The sequence below is a fragment of the Zunongwangia sp. L-65 genome (assembly GCF_056859415.1).
Genome location: NZ_JBSXOK010000075.1, coordinates 56,838 through 74,405 on the forward strand (window position 1 = coordinate 56,838; position 17,568 = coordinate 74,405).

The 17,568-nt window shown below is 35.8% G+C and carries 12 protein-coding genes; 9 read left to right on the top strand and 3 right to left on the bottom strand.

What is annotated here, in order from left to right:
- Positions 1-127: 127 nt before the first annotated feature.
- Entirely contained in the window at positions 128-1,354 is a 1,227-nt protein-coding gene (locus tag AC13DP_RS16825; protein WP_483068154.1) for an MFS transporter, read from the bottom strand.
- A 446-nt stretch (positions 1,355-1,800) separates the two neighbouring features.
- Here AC13DP_RS16825 and AC13DP_RS16830 point away from each other — a divergent pair, with 446 nt between their 5' ends.
- From AC13DP_RS16830 to AC13DP_RS16870, 9 genes are all read left to right on the top strand, one after another.
- Positions 1,801-5,013: a SusC/RagA family TonB-linked outer membrane protein gene (locus AC13DP_RS16830; protein ID WP_483068155.1), complete on the top strand. Its 3,213-nt coding sequence runs from the start codon at positions 1,801-1,803 to the stop codon at positions 5,011-5,013.
- An 18-nt stretch (positions 5,014-5,031) separates the two neighbouring features.
- On the top strand, positions 5,032-6,861 hold the full coding sequence (locus tag AC13DP_RS16835; protein WP_013072583.1) for a RagB/SusD family nutrient uptake outer membrane protein: 1,830 nt from the start codon (positions 5,032-5,034) through the stop codon (positions 6,859-6,861).
- Positions 6,862-6,964: 103 nt separating this feature from the next.
- Entirely contained in the window at positions 6,965-7,630 is a 666-nt protein-coding gene (locus tag AC13DP_RS16840) for a basic secretory protein-like protein (RefSeq protein ID WP_483068156.1), read from the top strand.
- Between the two features lies 1 nt (position 7,631).
- Positions 7,632-9,053 (top strand): discoidin domain-containing protein, encoded by a 1,422-nt coding sequence (locus AC13DP_RS16845; RefSeq protein WP_483068157.1) that lies wholly within the window; start codon positions 7,632-7,634, stop codon positions 9,051-9,053.
- A gap of 29 nt (positions 9,054-9,082) precedes the next feature.
- A complete protein-coding gene (locus AC13DP_RS16850; protein WP_483068158.1) occupies positions 9,083-10,903 on the top strand; it encodes a discoidin domain-containing protein in 1,821 nt (606 codons plus the stop codon).
- Positions 10,904-11,046: 143 nt separating this feature from the next.
- Positions 11,047-11,898 carry a M57 family metalloprotease gene (locus tag AC13DP_RS16855; RefSeq protein WP_228250682.1) on the top strand — a complete coding sequence of 284 codons (852 nt, stop codon included), beginning with the start codon at positions 11,047-11,049 and terminating at the stop codon, positions 11,896-11,898.
- Positions 11,899-12,112: 214 nt separating this feature from the next.
- Positions 12,113-12,316, top strand: coding sequence for a hypothetical protein (locus AC13DP_RS16860; RefSeq protein WP_013072578.1), 204 nt, complete (start codon positions 12,113-12,115; stop codon positions 12,314-12,316).
- A gap of 114 nt (positions 12,317-12,430) precedes the next feature.
- Positions 12,431-14,455, top strand: coding sequence for an ATP-binding protein (locus AC13DP_RS16865; RefSeq protein ID WP_483068159.1), 2,025 nt, complete (start codon positions 12,431-12,433; stop codon positions 14,453-14,455).
- The gene (locus tag AC13DP_RS16870) at positions 14,440-15,096 is read left to right on the top strand and encodes a response regulator (RefSeq protein WP_228250684.1); all 657 of its coding nucleotides are present in this window, start codon (positions 14,440-14,442) and stop codon (positions 15,094-15,096) included. Before AC13DP_RS16865 ends, AC13DP_RS16870 begins: the two co-directional genes overlap by 16 nt.
- A gap of 13 nt (positions 15,097-15,109) precedes the next feature.
- On the opposite strand, the gene AC13DP_RS16875 is transcribed toward AC13DP_RS16870, so the two are convergent.
- Together AC13DP_RS16875 and AC13DP_RS16880 are read right to left on the bottom strand one after the other, a co-directional pair.
- Positions 15,110-15,262 (bottom strand): hypothetical protein, encoded by a 153-nt coding sequence (locus AC13DP_RS16875; RefSeq protein WP_013072575.1) that lies wholly within the window; start codon positions 15,260-15,262, stop codon positions 15,110-15,112.
- A 151-nt stretch (positions 15,263-15,413) separates the two neighbouring features.
- Entirely contained in the window at positions 15,414-17,558 is a 2,145-nt protein-coding gene (locus AC13DP_RS16880; RefSeq protein WP_483068160.1) for a M56 family metallopeptidase, read from the bottom strand.
- Positions 17,559-17,568: the final 10 nt, after the last annotated feature.

A 17,568-nucleotide genomic window follows, 5' to 3' on the forward strand; every position in this document is an offset into this window, starting at 1 on the left:
ATGAAAGGATCTCCAGGCATAACTTATTTTAAGCCTTTAATAAAAAGTCTATCAATTAGTCGGTAGTAATGTGTAGCATTAAAAATTACCTTCAATTTATAGTTCAATTTGGCTTAAAGTTCAAAGATCAAACTGTTGTGATTTTAGCTTTTTTCTGTTGTTTTTTCAGAATTAAAAAAGTAGAATAAAAAATAACCAAAACCAGCGGAATGCCAACACCTAAATAGCGTATGGACATATCGAAGGTACTCGCGATCTCTCCTGAAGATGATATTAAAAAACTTATGATAGAAGTTATAATATAAAGCAATCCGCCAATTAAACCTCCTGCTATCCCTGCATTGCTTGGGAAATAAATCATATTCTGTGTAAAGTAATTGGTGAAAATAAAGCCCGATACAATATGGATCAAAAATGCAAAAATGATTAAAAGATATAACTGGTCTAATTGAGCAGCAGCGATCACAAATAGAACAAGTAGTATGATTTGTGTAAAAGCCGATACTTTTAATTTTCTAGAAAAGTTTTGTTTAGAAAACGTCTTGCTTATAATTCCCCCTATCATCCAGGAAATTCCAAGAATAAGCGTGCAGTAGCCGGTGGTTACAGCATTAAAACCAAAGTGATGTTCTACCACAAATGGGCCGGCAATATTAAATACCATAACGGTAGAGTAGGCCATTCCCAAAATTAAAATCCCAAATACAAAGGCTTTGTTTTTAAGCATAACCATATAAAGCATCGAAGTTTTTTTCAGGTTAAATTTCTTTACATTTCTAATGGTTTCTCCGCTAAAAAATAATTCAGCTATAAATAAAGCTCCTGCATAAATAGCGAGAAAATAAAAATTGGCCTGCCATTCAAATAAACTCTCTAAATAGCCACCAAGAAAGGGAGCAATTATAGGTCCGCATGACCAAACGATAGTAAAAAAGCTTAAAAAGTGCTTCCGTTTTTCTTCATCGTAAAGATCTACAAAATAGGCTCTTTTTGCCACAACGATAAACGAAGTTCCTAATCCCTGTACGATTCGCCAAAAGCAGATGAGCCAAACCTGATCTGTCCAGGTAATCGCGAGACTGCTAATGATTAAAGCAATTAAAGAAAATAATATTGGTTTATAACGGCCTAGACTATCTAAAATACTACCTACAACTAATTGGGCAAAACCGTAGCTTAAAAAGAAACAGGTTAATGTAAGCTGAATACTTTTTTCAGAAACCGAAAGGTTTTGTGCCATTGATGGAAAGGAAGGCAAATAAATATCGGTCATGAATCCTGATAGGGGAATGGTAAAAAAAGTGATGACTGTAGCGATTTGTTTTCGGTTCTCTGAGGCTTGTCTTAAATGCATTGGTTGGGGTTAAGAGTGCAACAAATAAAAGCTTAATTTTTGAGGTTTGAGTCGAAATTTATAGAGTGGTCTTTCAGTTCTTTTAAAAAATATAATTACATGCTTATTTGAGATGTTGAATATTCCAAATCTTTGTGTTGGTATCATTCTTTGGGTACTTTAAGAGGTCGCTACGGCAGAATGTTGTTTTGGTAATCGTAATAGCAGAGTTTCTTTATTATTTATAACAGCTGAAATGTGATTAGTCCTCATTGAGGGTTTAATTTTCCGATGTTCTTGATTTTAAAATTTCAGTAATTACATATTTAGCTTTTTATAATATTAATAATTAATTATGTTAAAATTAACTTTTTACTTGAATGTGTGGAATTATTGTATTTTCTTGGCTAAAACGATTAACTAAAATATTTTAGTTGATTTTATTTTAATTTTAAAACTAACTAAGCATGGAAAAACAATTACTCTTACAAAAAGGGTGGAAAGCAAGTTTTAACAAAATCTGTGGTTTTAAGGATAATGCTTTACGGCAGATTCCTAAAAGCGCGTTATTACTTCTTTTTTTAATGACTCTGAATGTCCAGAATTTTTATGGACAGGGAACGATTACTGTTTCAGGTACGGTGACAGATAACAATTCGATGCCTTTACCGGCAGTTTCGGTAATGGAAAAGGGAACACAAAATGGAACGCAAACAGATTTCGATGGTAATTATACCATTACGGTGAAGGAAGGAGCGACATTAGTATTCACTTATGTAGGTATGAATCCCCTGGAACAAGCTGTAGATGGAAGCTCCGTTCTGGACGTATCCATGAAAAACGATCTACAATCATTAGATGAGGTGGTTCTTGTAGGCTATGGTAAACAAAAGAAAATTAGTGTAGTAGGGGCACAATCTACTATAGAGCCGGCCGAACTACAACAACCGGTCGCTAATTTGTCCACAATGCTGGCGGGAAGAGTTGCCGGTTTAACCGGTGTACAACGTTCGGGGTTATCTGGTTATGATGGAGCAGATATCTGGATTAGAGGAATTAGCAATATTAGCGGTGGTAATGCTCCACTAATATTGGTGGATGGAGTGCAACGTTCTTTAGATAACCTCGATCCTCGGGATATCGAGTCTTTTACAGTATTAAAAGATGCATCTGCCACTGCTGTTTATGGTATACGAGGAGCAAATGGAGTGATCTTAATTGAAACAAAGAAAGGCGAGTTGGGAAAACCTCAAATATCTGTAGATTATAATGAAGGGATTTCCACCTTTACCCGTATGCCAGATTTAGCTGATGGGGTAATGTATATGGAACTTGCTAATGAGGCCTTAACTACTAGAGGCCAACCGGCCAGATATACTCAGGAAACAATAGAACGGACAGCGAATAATTATGATCCGTTATTGTATCCTAATGTAGACTGGTTTGAAGAAATATTCAATGATTTTGGTCGTAATCGTCGTATTTCCACTAATGTAAGCGGAGGGGCAGAAGCTGCCAAGTATTATATTTCTATCGGTTATTATGATGAAAAAGGAATGTTTACAACTGACGGCTTGGAAGATTATGATTCGAATACAAAATATAAAAGATATAATTTCACCTCTAACCTTACGGTAGATATTACGTCCACAACAAAAGCACACTTGGGAGTACAGGGATATATCTCGGATGGGAACTATCCCTACTGGCCTACATTTAATGGTAATAATCCTTCTGGAACAGGAGCGAATTCTGTTTTTACTCAGGCAATGCTCGTTCCACCGGTTGAGTATCCTGTGTTATATCCCGGAGGGTATGTTCCCGGAATAAGTCCGAATGGAGATTTACGAAACCCTTACGCTGATGTTACAAAACGTGGTTATCGCTCTGAAAATAAAAACCAGTTATATTCTAACTTAAGATTAACCCAGGATTTAAATTTTTTAACCGATGGCCTGTCTTTAAGTGGCTTATTCTCCTTCGATGCGTTTAATCAGCATTATATTATTAGAAGTAAGCGAGAAAGTACTTATTATGTTAATCAGGAATATCCTTATACTGAAGATGGCGAAATTATTCTTAATGAGACTTTTGAAGGGGGAAACTTTTTAGGTTATAGCAGGGAAAACGGAGGAAATCGCCGATTTTATCTGGAAGCGAGTTTAAATTACGACCGCAATTTTGGTAGACACCAGGTAACAGGTTTATTATTATTTAACAGAACCGACTTTGTTGATGCTTTCGCTGGAGATTTTGTAGGGTCTATACCTTATAGGAATCAGGGACTTGCGGGTAGGGCTACTTATTCTTATGATAATCGATATTTCGTGGAAGCTAATGCCGGTTATAACGGTTCAGAAAACTTTAGTCCAAATGATCGTTACGGTTTTTTTCCTTCATTAGCCTTTGGTTGGGTATTATCCAATGAGAAATTTTTTGAGTCTATATCAAATACTATTAATTATTTTAAAATAAGGTATTCTGATGGTTTGGTGGGTTCGGCTTCTGGAGCAGGAAGGTTTGCTTATTTAAGTCGGGTAGAAACCGGGGAGGACGGCTATAGTTTCGGAGAAAATGCAGGAACTTCTTTTGGAGGAATAGCCGAAACCTATCAAGGCGTTAATGTAACCTGGGCAGAATCCAGAAAACAAGATTTAGGGATTGAAATTAATGCTTTTGAAAACAGTTTTAAATTAATAGTTGATGTCTTTAGGGAACGCAATAAGGGAACATTTCTACAACGTTCCGACGTTCCTGGTTATATAGGGCTTGTTAGTGATCCTTACGGGAATTTAGGTGATAGTGAAAATAAAGGCTTTGATGGAACAATAGAATATAACAAAACCTTTAACGAATTAAGCCTGAGCTTTAGAGGAACCTTCTCTTATAATAAAAATAAAGTAATCGAAAACGGAGTACCGCAACAACCCTATCCATGGCTCGATCGCAGAGGTTCTGGGTTACTGGCGCGTTGGGGATATGTGGCCGAACGTTTATATACTTTGGAAGATGACACTGACGGAGACGGATTTATTACCCCTAATGATGGAGAAGGAATTTCGGAACAATTCGGCCAAATTATGCCGGGAGATATAAAATATAAAGATCTTAATGGTGATGGTCGTATAGATGCGTACGATCAACAACAAATCGGTGAAGGGGATGTTCCTTATCTCACCTACGGTTTTGGTTTAAGTGCACAGTATAAAGGTTTTGATGCAAGTGTGTTTTTCCAGGGACAAAATGCAGCGGATATTCAGATTAGAGGCATAGGATTGCAACCATTCTCTGGAGATGGTGGTCGTGGTAATTTGTTTGCAATTGCTGAAGACCGATGGACTCCAGAAAATGATAATCCATACGCCACTTTTCCCCGGCTTTCTTATGGATCTTCCGGAGTGGGGCAAAGTAATAATACTCAGGTAAGTACCTGGTGGCAAAGAGATCAAAATTTTCTAAGAATTAAAACTGCTGAAATTGGATATACTTTACCCAATACTATTTCAGAAAGAATAGGTCTGGGAAATGTAAGATTTTATCTGAGAGGAACTAACCTGCTAACCTTTACTAATTTTGATTTATGGGATCCAGAACTCAATACTGATAATGGTACAGGACACAATGGAGGCCAATATCCCAACGTATCGGTAGTATCCTTGGGTACAAACTTTAGATTTTAATTCTAAAATCGAGGAATTATGAGCGTAACAAAATCTAAACTTATTAAAATGAAATATACATTAAGACTTTTACTATTTATGTTATTGATCTCCTGTAATGATGATTTTTTGGATCAGGTGCCGGATGATCGCCTAACATTTGAAGCAACATTTGCAAAGCGAGTGAATGTAGAATCGTATTTAGCGAATATTTATAGCCGTATTCCTAATGAGATGGCTCAACGATATACTACCACAGAACATTCTGGGCCCTGGACAGGAGCCTCAGATGAAGCCGAATATGTTTGGTCCTTTCACATGGGGAATTATTTAAATATAGGGGATTGGAACGCCACAACAGGCAATGTTAACTCGCTTTGGTCCAATTTCTATCGGGGAATCAGAGCCTCTTCTACTTTTATCGAAAATATAGATAAATGTCAGGATTGTCCACCAGACCGTGTCGAGCGTTTTGTGGCCGAAGCTAGAATATTACGTGCTTTTTTCTATTATAATCTCATACGTTCTTGGGGGCCAGTTGTACTTATTGGTGATCAACCTATATCACCGGATGCAGATCTTGAAGGTTTAAACAGGAATACCATGCAGGAATGCGTAGACTATATTGTTTCTGAACTTGATGCAGCAGCCAATAGCCTTGATGGTGTCGCTTTTAAAGGACAAAATGCAGGAAGGATGAGCCGTCCTTTTGCACTCGCCATAAAAGAGAAAACTTTATTGTTGAATGCAAGCCCATTATTTAATGGAAATACCGATTATTCAGAATTAGTAAACGAAGAAGGAACTTCATTAATAGATCAGTCTGTCCAAACCTCTAAATGGCAGCAGGCTGCAAATGCTTCCAAAGCATTTATAGACGAATTCGTTCCAGGAACCTTTCAGTTATTCAGAAAAAATGATAACACTGGATCATTTAGCCCTTACCTTTCTACCCGGGATGTAATGTTGGAAGACTGGAATGAAGAAATTATTTATGCAAGAACGCGAGGAACAATTTATTATCATTACGATGTTACGCCTTTACATTCAGGAATTAGTAATAGTGAAGTAAAGGGTGCAGGTGGATTAAGTGCTACGCAAGAGATGGTCGATGCTTATTTTATGAGTAATGGACGATCAATCGACGATCCCAATTCTGGTTTTATGGAAACTGGTTTTTCTGATTTCAGAGCTCCTTATGACTTTACACAACGATCAACCTATAACCAGTGGGTAAACAGGGAGCCTAGATTTTATGTGGGGATAACCTATAACAATAGCTTATGGCTTAATACTACCTCTGTGGGCAATATCATTACAGAGACTTGGTATAATGGTAACTCTGGACGTGCAGCAGGAGGAAACGACTATCCTCCTACTGGATATATTGTGCGTAAAAATATGATTACGGGAGCGAGATCAAATCAAAACCGAACTATACCTATGTTAAGACTGGCTGAAATCTATTTGGATTATGCCGAAGCTTTAAATGAAGTAGATCCCGGTAACCCAGATATTCTTATTTATCTAAATGCGATTAGGGAACGAGCAGGAATACCTGGTTATGGTGAAGGAGGTATAGCAGTTCCTGGTACTCAGGATGCCATGCGCGAAGCCATTCATAAAGAGCGAAGAGTAGAGCTAGCCTTTGAAAGTGTAAGATATTTTGATGTAAGACGCTGGAAAAATGGTGAATTGTATTTCGATGGACCTGCTCATGGTCTTGATATAAACGCGGAAGAAGAAGCTAATTTTTATAATGAAGTCGTTTTTGAGAATAGGATATTCAATCAAAGACATTATTTATGGCCTATTCCTCAGGACGAAATCAATGCAAATCCTGCTATTATGCAAAATCCAGGATGGTAAGTTTTAAGTTTGAATTGAGTTAGTTTATTCACAAAGGCTCTTTCCCACGTGTATTGCGTGGGAGGAGACTTAAGTGCGGATAACTCTACTAAAATATTTAAAGATGAAAATAATAAAATTAGTGATGGTTCTTTTTTTTGTCAACTTCCAAGTAAATGCTCAGGAAGTTGAGGAATATTCTAAAGACAATCTTAGGATTACTTTTAAAAATTTTGATTCCACATTAAAAGAGGGAACCGAGGATAAATTTGTTTCTACCGTATTTACAGTTTATCCAAAGCTTTTAAAAGATTTTAATCCAGGTGCCCAAAAGCATATTACCATTAATATCGATACTTCTTACACAGGTGTGGCTTATGCTTTTAACGGAGAAATAACAGTAAGTAGCCGGTGGTTAAAACAAAAACCAACTGATATTGATCTTATCACGCACGAGGTGATGCATCTTATTCAGTCATACCCACAGGGTGGTGGGCCAGTTTGGCTTTCTGAAGGTGTAGCAGATTATGTGCGATTTAAATATGGAGTGGATAATCCGGGAGCCGGATGGTCTTTAACCGATTTTAATGAAAATCAAAGTTATACCAATAGTTATCGGATTACCGCCAGATTTTTAGTTTGGTTAAGTGAAAATTACTATGATGCTATTGTTTATAAACTAGACGAACAAATGAGATCTAAAACATACTCAGAGGATTCTTGGATAAAACTTACGGGTAAAGGGATAGATTCTTTGTGGGATCAATATTCAAAAAATCCTGAAATTTAATATGATCAAATTTCCATACCATATTGTTTTCTCTGTTTTAACGCTATTTTTCTTTATGAATTCATGTTCCTCAAGTGAGCATGAAGTATCACCTGAAGATGATCGCGAGGAAGCAGAAGAAACAGTTGAAGAAGTACAAGACGATTATGCAGCTCCAGCTATGTGGCAGGAGCATTGGTTTGATCATACAGAGTTAGTTCAACTGGTTTACGAAGATGATGATCTTGCATTGTATTATGATAGTGAAGTGGACCGTTCGATTACATGGCCTAATACTACATTTTCAGATGTATGGGAGTATGTGAAAACCGTATACGGTTCTTATGGCCAAGATAAAAAGTTATATGCCATATTACATACCAATAAATACTCTGGAGGGCATCCCTCAACATTTATGGACGAAAGTCATGACTTTAGAAATGTTGTAGACTGTGGGCCTTATACATGGCAAGAAGAAGATCCAGATTTAGGTTTAAGCATGATGATCCATGAAGTAGGCCATATTGTTGAAGGTGCTACCAACGGCATTCAATATAATCCGGCATGGGATATTTGGGGGGACAGTAAATGGGCAGAGATTTTTGTATACGATGTTTATAAAGGAATAGGAAAAGAAGAGTTCGCCAAACATACCTATGATGATTTTATGAATAATGTAGATGATTATCCTCGTCCAGGTACGATGTGGTTTAGAAATTGGTTTTATCCTATCTACTCAAATTATGGAGAATCTGCATTGCTGAATAATTTTTATGATCTACTAGCTGATCATTTTCCAACAAATGCTGCTCACAACAGATTTTCACGAAGAATGAATATGGGAGAGTTTATTCATTTTTGGAGTGGCGCTGCGAATCATAATCTTAAGGAACAAGCAACGATCGCTTTTGGCTGGAGCTCAATTTATGAAGAGCAACTTACCAAAGCTCGTGAAGATTTCCCTGAATTGGATTATGAATATTCAGAAATTCCAGAAGAGAATCAGCCGATAAATTTTGCTTTAGAAGGTACCTTAAACGTAAGTGCTGAAAATTCAAATGGAGCAGATGCTCCGGAAGGATCTTTAAAACTTACGGATGGTTTACTAAGCACTAAATTTTTTCTAAGACCGTATTCTAATGATTTCCAGGCGATTTTGTCTTTTGAAGAGACTACTACTGTTAATGCTTATGCAATTTCATCTGCTAATGATTTTGCAGAAAGAGATCCTAAAAGCTGGGAGTTGTTAGGTTCTATAGACGGAGAAAACTGGGAGAGCATTGATGTGCAAACAGATATAGCTTTTGAGGAACGTTTTCAAAATAAAATTTTTCAATTCGATCAGGATATGAACTATTCTTATTTCAAATTGAAAATAACGGAGAATGCAGGTAGTACCGATCTACAAATAGGTGAATGGAGCCTATTATACATTAATGACTAAAATGATAATTAACTTTTTACTATAGAGTTATGAAAAAAAATACTTTTAAAATACTTCTTGGTTCCTTATTTATGGTGGGGATCACTTCCTGTGAAACAGATGATAGTAGTATCGTTGAAGGAATGCCAGATGCTGTTGTAAATACAGATGGGGCAAATGCTCCGGCCAGAGGATTTAATGAAAACTGGTTTGGCCATGAAGAGTCTTTAAATCGACAATATTATGAAACAAACGTTGCCGTTTATTACGATGATTACGTAGATAGGGCTATAGATTGGCCTTTCCTATTTACCCAGAATGTTTGGGATAATGCTATAAGTGCTTACAACAATGTAGGTAATAATATTTTATATGCTGTTTTTCATACAGGAGTAACAGATCGGGCAGAATTTTTAACAGACTTTGAATCTGATGTAAATGGAGGTGTTATTGATATTCCTTTAAATGATGCTGAAATGGAAGAAGAGAAGACTACGCTAATTATTTCACAAATAGGAAAGCTGGTTGAATATTCGGCTAAAGGTGTTGAAGGCTCTCCAGCAGAAGATTTATGGATGGACGAATTCAATAAAATCTTTGTATACGATACTTACTTAAATATCGATATGGAAGCTGAAGCGACCACCGTAAAAGATCGGTACTCAAATACCCAGATTAACGGTGTATACTGGTTTAGGGATTGGTTTCAGCCAGTTTACGAAACTTATGGTAAAACTTCTTTTTTGAATAATTTTTATAATATTACTTCTCAAAACTTTCCCAAAGATGGGGATCGTTATGCAAGAAGCATGAATTTAGGAGAATTTGTTCACTTTATGAGTGGTGCGGCTGGAGAAGATCTTCAACCTATAGCTGAGAGCGCTTTTAACTGGACAGAAGATGTAGAGAACGAATTATTGCAGGCTCGTGTTTCATTTCCTGATTTAGCCTATCCTTTTGAGGCTGTCTCGCAACTTCGCGATGTTACAGTTGGAGCCAGTATCACCGTAAGTAAAGAAAATGGAAGCGGGGCAGGAGCAAATGAAGGATCTCCAAAATTGATTGATAATGATACCAATTCTAAATACCTTACAGGAAATGTTCAAAATATAATTGGGGAAAGTGATTTTTGGTTACAACAGCAACTTACCGCACCAGAGCCCGTTAATAAGTATACCTTAACTTCTGGAAATGATGCGCCCTCTAGAGATCCTAATGCCTGGCAACTTTTAGGCTCTAATGACGGTACTAACTGGACGGTATTGGACGAAAAATCCAACGTAACTTTCTCTGATAGAAATCAAACAAGAGAATTCGATTTTGATAATGATATAAGCTATTTATACTATAGATTGAATATTACAGGATATAATGGGGATTATAATTTTCAGTTAAGTGAATGGAGGTTATTAGTACTCGAAACACTTACAGCCCCAGAGCCAGTAGATTATACCGTAAATGCAACGATTACTGTAAATAATGAAAACACCAGTAATCCTGATGAGACTTCTGCAAGCTTGATCGACGGTGATACAAATTCAAAATACTTAGCTTTTGATTTTGAATCTGGACTTTGGATGCAACAGGAATTGCCTGAAGCAAAAATAGTGGTGAGGTATACTCTAACTTCTGGTGATGACGCTCCATCCCGGGATCCCGCTTCATGGACGATTTCCGGATCTAATGACGGAGAGAATTGGGATGAATTAGATAGCCGTACAGATCAGTCATTCGAAAGCAGAAATAAAACTAAAGAATTTAATTTCTCTAACGATACTGCTTACACCTATTATAAGTTAACTGTATTAGATATATATGGTGATTCCTCAATTTTCCAAATGAGTGAATGGCGACTTATCGGTCTGGAGTAAATTAGTCCTGCTTATTTTTTGAATCCCCGGAAGTTTTTCCGGGGATTTTTATTTACGGGTTTCCCGTAATTATTCTACGGTTTAATTTCAAATACCTGAAGTATAGTAGGTTAAATTTGAGTAATAATTAAAAACCTACTTTTATGAAATTAAAAAAACTACCACTCGTTTTGATGGCAACTGGATTACTGTTTGCTTCATGTCAAAAAGAAGATGCAACTCCAGAAACTCAGGAACTGCTTAATAATGAAGCTCCGGCTTCACAACAAGTTTCCAAAGAGATCATAGAGAAAGTTGCCAACCTAAACCTTAACTCCGATTACGTAGAGCCCTTTGAGCTTGTCTTACCAGGAGGTAAAAAGGAAGCTTCTTTTTTAATCGAAAATGATATTGCAATATCTGAAGAGCAATTGAATAAATTAAGTTCAGCAGATATTACCTCTAAACAATATCGTACATATAATTTGGTCAATAGCCCAAGAACCATAAATATTATAGGCTTTACCGGTACAGGCTATGGTCAGAATCTTTCCTCTAAAATGCGTGAGGCATTACAAAGGGCTGTAGCGAATTATAATGCTTTGAATATGGGGCTAACTTTTACACTTACCTTTGGTACTGATTACGATGCTTATGATATTGTAGTATATAAAAATTCCAATGGACAGGCCGGTGGTGTTGCCGGATTCCCTTCAGGCGGAAATCCATACAAATGGGTGCAGATCTTTTCGGGAATGGAGAATTACAGTACCGCAACAAATGAGCATGTGATGACACATGAAATCGGTCATACTCTTGGTTTAAGACATACCGACTGGTTTTCCAGACAAAGTTGTGGGCAAAGCGGAGAGTCTGCTGATCCGGATGGAGCAGTGCATATCCCAGGAACACCTACAGGTTATGATCCAGATTCAGTTATGCTTGCCTGCTTTGGTGCAAACGAGAGCGGAAACTTTGGATACTATGATATTATCGCACTCGAATATCTTTACTAAACATGTTTATTATTGTTAATTTTTAGTTAGTTCTAGAACACCCGGTAGGAACTCAATTTTCTATTCAATTACCCATATCTACCTTTTAAATATTAGGCAAACAGCCTAAAGCCGGGTGCTCTATATACTCTTTTCTCTTCTCACAAAGACTTCATAACTTCTCCTATGGGGGAGAGTTACCTGAATTAGATAAAATAATTTAAACAAACCACACATGAAAAATTTATTTACACTTTTCACCTTTGGGGTTTTACTGGCAACTACATATTCCTGTGAACCCGAATCCTTACCTCAACCAGAAGCTACCCAACAAACTGAAATTATTGATCTTGAAGAAACCTATTCTGACGATTTTACGGGGCGCGAAGAAAATGAACAGGAAAGAAGAGATCCACCGGAAGAAGATGTAGAAGAATAGCCAAAGTTAGGGCGTTGATAATTCATAATAAATTCTTAAATTGATCAACGTCCAAATTTTAATCGTTCACTATAAGCAAAACACTTCATAATTTGGGCTTTAAACCATCAAGTTTTGAAGAAGAATTTATTTTTTATAGTAATTGTTTTATTGATAATATCCTGTAGGCAACATCAGTCTTCAGATGAAAAAATTTCTGCTAAAGATGTCAGGATATCAGATGATTTTAAAAATGATTCATTAGATATCACATTACGTAAAAAGAACCTCGCAACCTTTTTACAGCAAACGGCAATATTAAAAAACGATACTCTAAAAAAGAAAAATTATCTCCAGGCGTCCTACTATGGTGCGGCTATCGATTCAGCCTTATTTTTAACGGCCAATACAAAAGCGATTAAATATGCTAGAAATTTAAAGGATAGTATAGGACTGGCAGGCGCTTTTTGGGATCGTGGCTTCTTTTTTTCTGAAATTGGCGGTTATCGGGAAAGTTATAATGCTTATCAAGAAGCAAGTGACCTTTATCTTGCCAAAGATAAACCTATTAATGCTGCAAGATTGCTAATTAATATGGCTATCCTTCAGACAAACGTTAAAGATTATGTGGGAAGCGAAGTGACCACTATTCGAGCACTTAAGGTTCTTAAACCTGTAGGTGCTAAGAAATATATTTACCGTTGTTATAATAACCTTGCCGTGGTTTATAATCAGATGAATGATTATGAAAATTCACTTACCTACCATACAAAAGCTTATGAAATTCAGCAGGAATTAGGTGATAATACTTATCAAAAGGCATCAACCTTAAATAATATCGGAGTAGTTTATGAGAATATGGCGCGTTATCAGGATGCGTTAAAAGCCTATGCCGCAGCTTTAAAATTTTCTAAACTAATTGAAAAAGAACCACAGCTTTATGCAAAGATTATTGATAATAAAGCTTTTGCAGAATTTAAGATAGGAAAAGAAGAAAATCTTCCCGAAGACTTTTTTAAAGCCTCACATCTTAGGGAGTCGATTGATGATGAAAACGGATTAATTTTTTCGAGTATGCATCTTGCTGAATACTATGAAGATAAAGACCCGCAAAAAGCCCTGAAGTATACTGAAAAAGCAAGAATGTTGGCAGAACGAAAAGGAAATGTACATGGATTGTTAGAATCTTTGCGATTACAGGCAAGATTAGATAAAGGTCGTAGTTATGATCACCTGGAACGTTATATTTCCCTTAAGGATAGCCTGCAAAAAGAAGAAAGGGCAGCCCGTAATCAATTCGCCAGGATTAGATATGAAACAGATGAATTTATCGCCCAAAATGAATATCTAAGTGCGCAACGAAAATGGATAATATTAGGTTCAGCGTTCTTATTAATCATTTTGATATTAGGATTTGTGGTTCGCCATCAAAAAATAAAAAACAAACAACTGAAATTAGAAAAACAGCAGCAAAAATCCAACGAGGAGATCTATAACTTATTAATTGATCAACAAAATAAACTGGAAGAAGGTCGCCAAAAAGAAAAAAAACGTATTGCAGCCGAATTGCACGATGGTATACTGGGTAAAATATTTGGTATTCGTCTTATTTTAAGTAGTTTGAATAATAAAATAGATAAGGAATCGATAAAAGTTCGTGATAATTATATAAACGAGTTAAAGCGACTTGGGGAAGAAGTAAGAAGTATTTCTCATGATCTTGACGCGAATATTTTTGATTCACGATCTGGGTTTATAAGCTTGGTGAACGAGCTGTTAAACGAGCAGTCGATTTTAGGTAAATTTGAAGTCGTTTTAAACAACGACAGCGCTATAGAATGGGATAAAATAAGCAGCAAGATCAAAATTAATTTGTTCCGTATTATGCAGGAATCTACCTATAATGTGACTAAATATGCCAATGCAAAACAGGTTGTAGTGATTTTTAGAAAACAGGAAAATATGCTTTTGGCAATGATAAAAGACGATGGGCATGGTTTTGACGTAAAGGCCAATGTTAAAGGTATTGGTTTAAAAAACATGCAATCCAGAGTACAAAACCTTCACGGTAAAATAAATTTTAAAAGTGGCCGGGAAGGAACTATTATTAAAATAGAGATACCAATAAACCAAAATAGGAAAATATGGCTAAGCGCTTAAAAGTGTTAATTGTAGACGATCATCCCATCATCATCGAAGGCTATAAAAGTACATTGCAATCTTGCGAATTTAACTTGTTATTGCACACGGCTAATACTGTCGATAGTGCTCTACATCAAATCAATCAGGCAGAAAAATGTTTTGATATTATTATTCTTGATATAAAAATACCGGCTTCTAAAGATGGAAGAATAATTTCTGGGGAAGATTTAGGAGTTAGGATTCGCCAAATAGCGCCAGGGTCTAAACTGATAGTGCTTACGATGTTTAATGAAAAATACAGATTACAGAATATTCTAAGAAGCATAAATCCAGAATCCCTAATGATTAAAAGTGATGTGGGATCAACAGAGCTTTGTTCGGCAATTTCATCTATTAATAGCGGAATTCCTTTTTACAGTAAAACGGTTCGCGAACTGTTTAGAACACAAATGACACAAAATATTACATTAGACGAAAATGACCGTAAAATTTTATATTATCTGTCGAAAGGAACCAAAACCAAGAACCTGGTAGATTACATACCCCTTTCTCTGGCTGCAATAGAGAAGCGGAAACGAAATATTAGAAAAATCTTTGGAATTGAAGAATCTGGAGATAAGCCTATTTTAGACAAAGCGGCAGAGTACGGTTTTCTATAAGCGGAGTCATTAATTAATCTAAAGCGTTTTTTGTAACCCAGGTTTTCCATCCAATTATTGCCATTTGCAATTTATTGGCTTTTGCCAAATCTAATTCCTTTTTAGAATAACTGGGCAGTACTTTTTTGTTGAGTTTTGCTAAGGTTTTAAACAACTTCTTTTTCATTTTTGGTCAGTTTATTTCAAAGATATTAAAATATTGACTCTCAATAAAAAAGAAGTTATTGTAAGCTTCACCTGATATTCAAAATTAACAGGAACCAAGGCTGGTGTTAAAAACCATTTTTATAAAGGTACAACGTGCTTTTTTAGGGAATTTACTCTTCAGGTTTTTGATTCGTAATTTTAAAATCACCGCTTTCAGTATCCATAATCATGTAAATTGTTTCGACATGATCACTACTGTTAGAAGAGCTATAGGTAACGTTCCAAGAGGAAGAACCAGTATGTTTAGCTTTCATCTTAATACTGTTGATCATGCCATCAGTATTTCGATGTAATTTTTTAATATCTACTTCAATATCATATTCTTTTTTAATCAGGGCAATCATTTTATTAATCGCTGCATCGGTCTCATACTGATGAATAGTATATACGAAGACTTTAGTAGCAGATTGCCCAGGTAATTCTCGCTTAAAATCTATGGTGTAAACTTCCACGACACCATATGCTGCATTTTCATCTTTATATTTAGCAGCAGCCTTTTTGCCTTTTATGACATAAACAGCTTTAATATTTTCAGGTTGTATCTGCTTAAATTCTTTCAAAGAAACTACTTTACCATTCAAAACATATAAAGGTCGATTGCCATCTATGACTGCAGAGTCATTTATTCGAATAAATTGTATTGGATTTGACTTTTTACGAAGGAGAGCGTTAGAATCTTCAACTTTAGTAGTAAAAAGTTTCACACCGTGTTCGGACACTCTCGACCCGTAGAGCGCTTTAGCTTTATCGCCTTGTATATAGGTGATATTTTCAATATTTTCCTTCTTTAAATGCTGAAGAAAGGATTTGTCTTTTTTGGGAACACCATTTAAAACATATAAGGTATCCTTCAGTAATTTAGAGTAACTAACGATTTTAACCTTTTCATCATTTTGAGTAGTTTTAGAATTATTTTCCTCAATTGTATCAGAAGAAACTGCTTTGCTCTGAAGGGGTTGTACAGAACTTTGTTCTTTCTGCAGTGTAATTATTTCGGGTTTCTTTCTTGAGGTAATCCTTAAAAACTGAAGATTAATAGCTTCCTCTTGTTTATCCAATTCTCTCAAATATCCTTGGAAATCTTCGATCAATTCAGCATTGGATAATAGTACAGCACCATCTTTTCCTTTTTTACCAAATTGCTTTTCTGCAGTTTTCGGTTTTATTACCTGAATAGATTTAAACACTACGGCGTTTCCGGTAAGTTCAGATTTTGTATAGGTTTTGTGATCTAAAATATATAGCGCGTTCTCACCCAAAATCTCAAAATCTTTTGATCGTATTGGTAATTTTGCATTTTCATTTTCTTCATAAGATACTTTTCCAGAAATACTGTTCTTTTTTAGCGTATCGTTTAATTGCGAGATCTTTTCAGTAGAAGAATGAAGAGAAATATTTTCAGTTTTTAAATTAAAACTGTATAAAAACAAGCATAAAATTGGAATGACCAAAAGGGGTTTCCATTGGTTGTTTTTCTTTTTCGATTTGTTTAGCATAATAATTCGTTTTTTGATAAATGATTGATAAAATTGATTGGTCATAGCCGGTTGTAAGCCTACGGTGGCCATAACCAAAGCTTTTTGATAGTCTTGTTTACTAGCGATACTTGCTACGGCATCTTGATCTGCTAAAAATTCCAGGTTTTGGATTATTGCTTTTTTATAAAGCCATATAAAAGGATTAAACCAAAACGCAATGCTTAATATAGATGCAAAAATTACATCTAGAGAATGCCATTGTTTTGCGTGAATTTGCTCGTGCTTTAAGATTAATTTCAGGTGTTTTTCGCGATGTTTATCAGGATTGAAAACAATGTATTTAAAAAATGAAAATGGCTTAATATTCTTAGTAGTACGAACCAGCTTTAAAGTTTTGTAGCGTTTCTTTTTGCCGGAATTTATAAGATTTTGAAGACTATATAACTGCAATAAAAACTTAAAAACCATAACCACTAAACCTAGGAAATAAACATAAAAACCGATCTGCCACCAATCTATAGGTTCTTCGTTCACCATGTTATCCTGCGGGGTGAATTGAGTAAAAGCTATATATGGCACCTCATTAGTTTCAACTGCTATATATTCTTTCTGCGTAAAGTAAATAAATGGAAGCACTACCGAGCTTACTAAACCAACCATTAGGAACTTACGATTTTGCATAAAACTTGTTTCCTGTTTCAGTAAAATGAGGTAGGCAAAATAAAATATTCCGATTAATGCAGAAGATTTTAAAAGGTGGAGCAGTAATTCTTGCATAGCTGATTGG

What these genes read in the sequence shown, in the direction of transcription:
- AC13DP_RS16875 (WP_013072575.1), bottom strand. Translation starts at nt 15,262, where the DNA reads ATGAAAAAGAAGTTGTTTAAAACCTTAGCAAAACTCAACAAAAAAGTA.
- AC13DP_RS16845 (WP_483068157.1), top strand. Translation starts at nt 7,632, where the DNA reads ATGATCAAATTTCCATACCATATTGTTTTCTCTGTTTTAACGCTATTT.
- AC13DP_RS16860 (WP_013072578.1), top strand. Translation starts at nt 12,113, where the DNA reads ATGAAAAATTTATTTACACTTTTCACCTTTGGGGTTTTACTGGCAACT.
- AC13DP_RS16855 (WP_228250682.1), top strand. Translation starts at nt 11,047, where the DNA reads ATGAAATTAAAAAAACTACCACTCGTTTTGATGGCAACTGGATTACTG.
- AC13DP_RS16835 (WP_013072583.1), top strand. Translation starts at nt 5,032, where the DNA reads ATGAGCGTAACAAAATCTAAACTTATTAAAATGAAATATACATTAAGA.
- AC13DP_RS16880 (WP_483068160.1), bottom strand. Translation starts at nt 17,558, where the DNA reads ATGCAAGAATTACTGCTCCACCTTTTAAAATCTTCTGCATTAATCGGA.
- AC13DP_RS16870 (WP_228250684.1), top strand. Translation starts at nt 14,440, where the DNA reads ATGGCTAAGCGCTTAAAAGTGTTAATTGTAGACGATCATCCCATCATC.
- AC13DP_RS16840 (WP_483068156.1), top strand. Translation starts at nt 6,965, where the DNA reads ATGAAAATAATAAAATTAGTGATGGTTCTTTTTTTTGTCAACTTCCAA.
- AC13DP_RS16850 (WP_483068158.1), top strand. Translation starts at nt 9,083, where the DNA reads ATGAAAAAAAATACTTTTAAAATACTTCTTGGTTCCTTATTTATGGTG.
- AC13DP_RS16825 (WP_483068154.1), bottom strand. Translation starts at nt 1,354, where the DNA reads ATGCATTTAAGACAAGCCTCAGAGAACCGAAAACAAATCGCTACAGTC.
- AC13DP_RS16830 (WP_483068155.1), top strand. Translation starts at nt 1,801, where the DNA reads ATGGAAAAACAATTACTCTTACAAAAAGGGTGGAAAGCAAGTTTTAAC.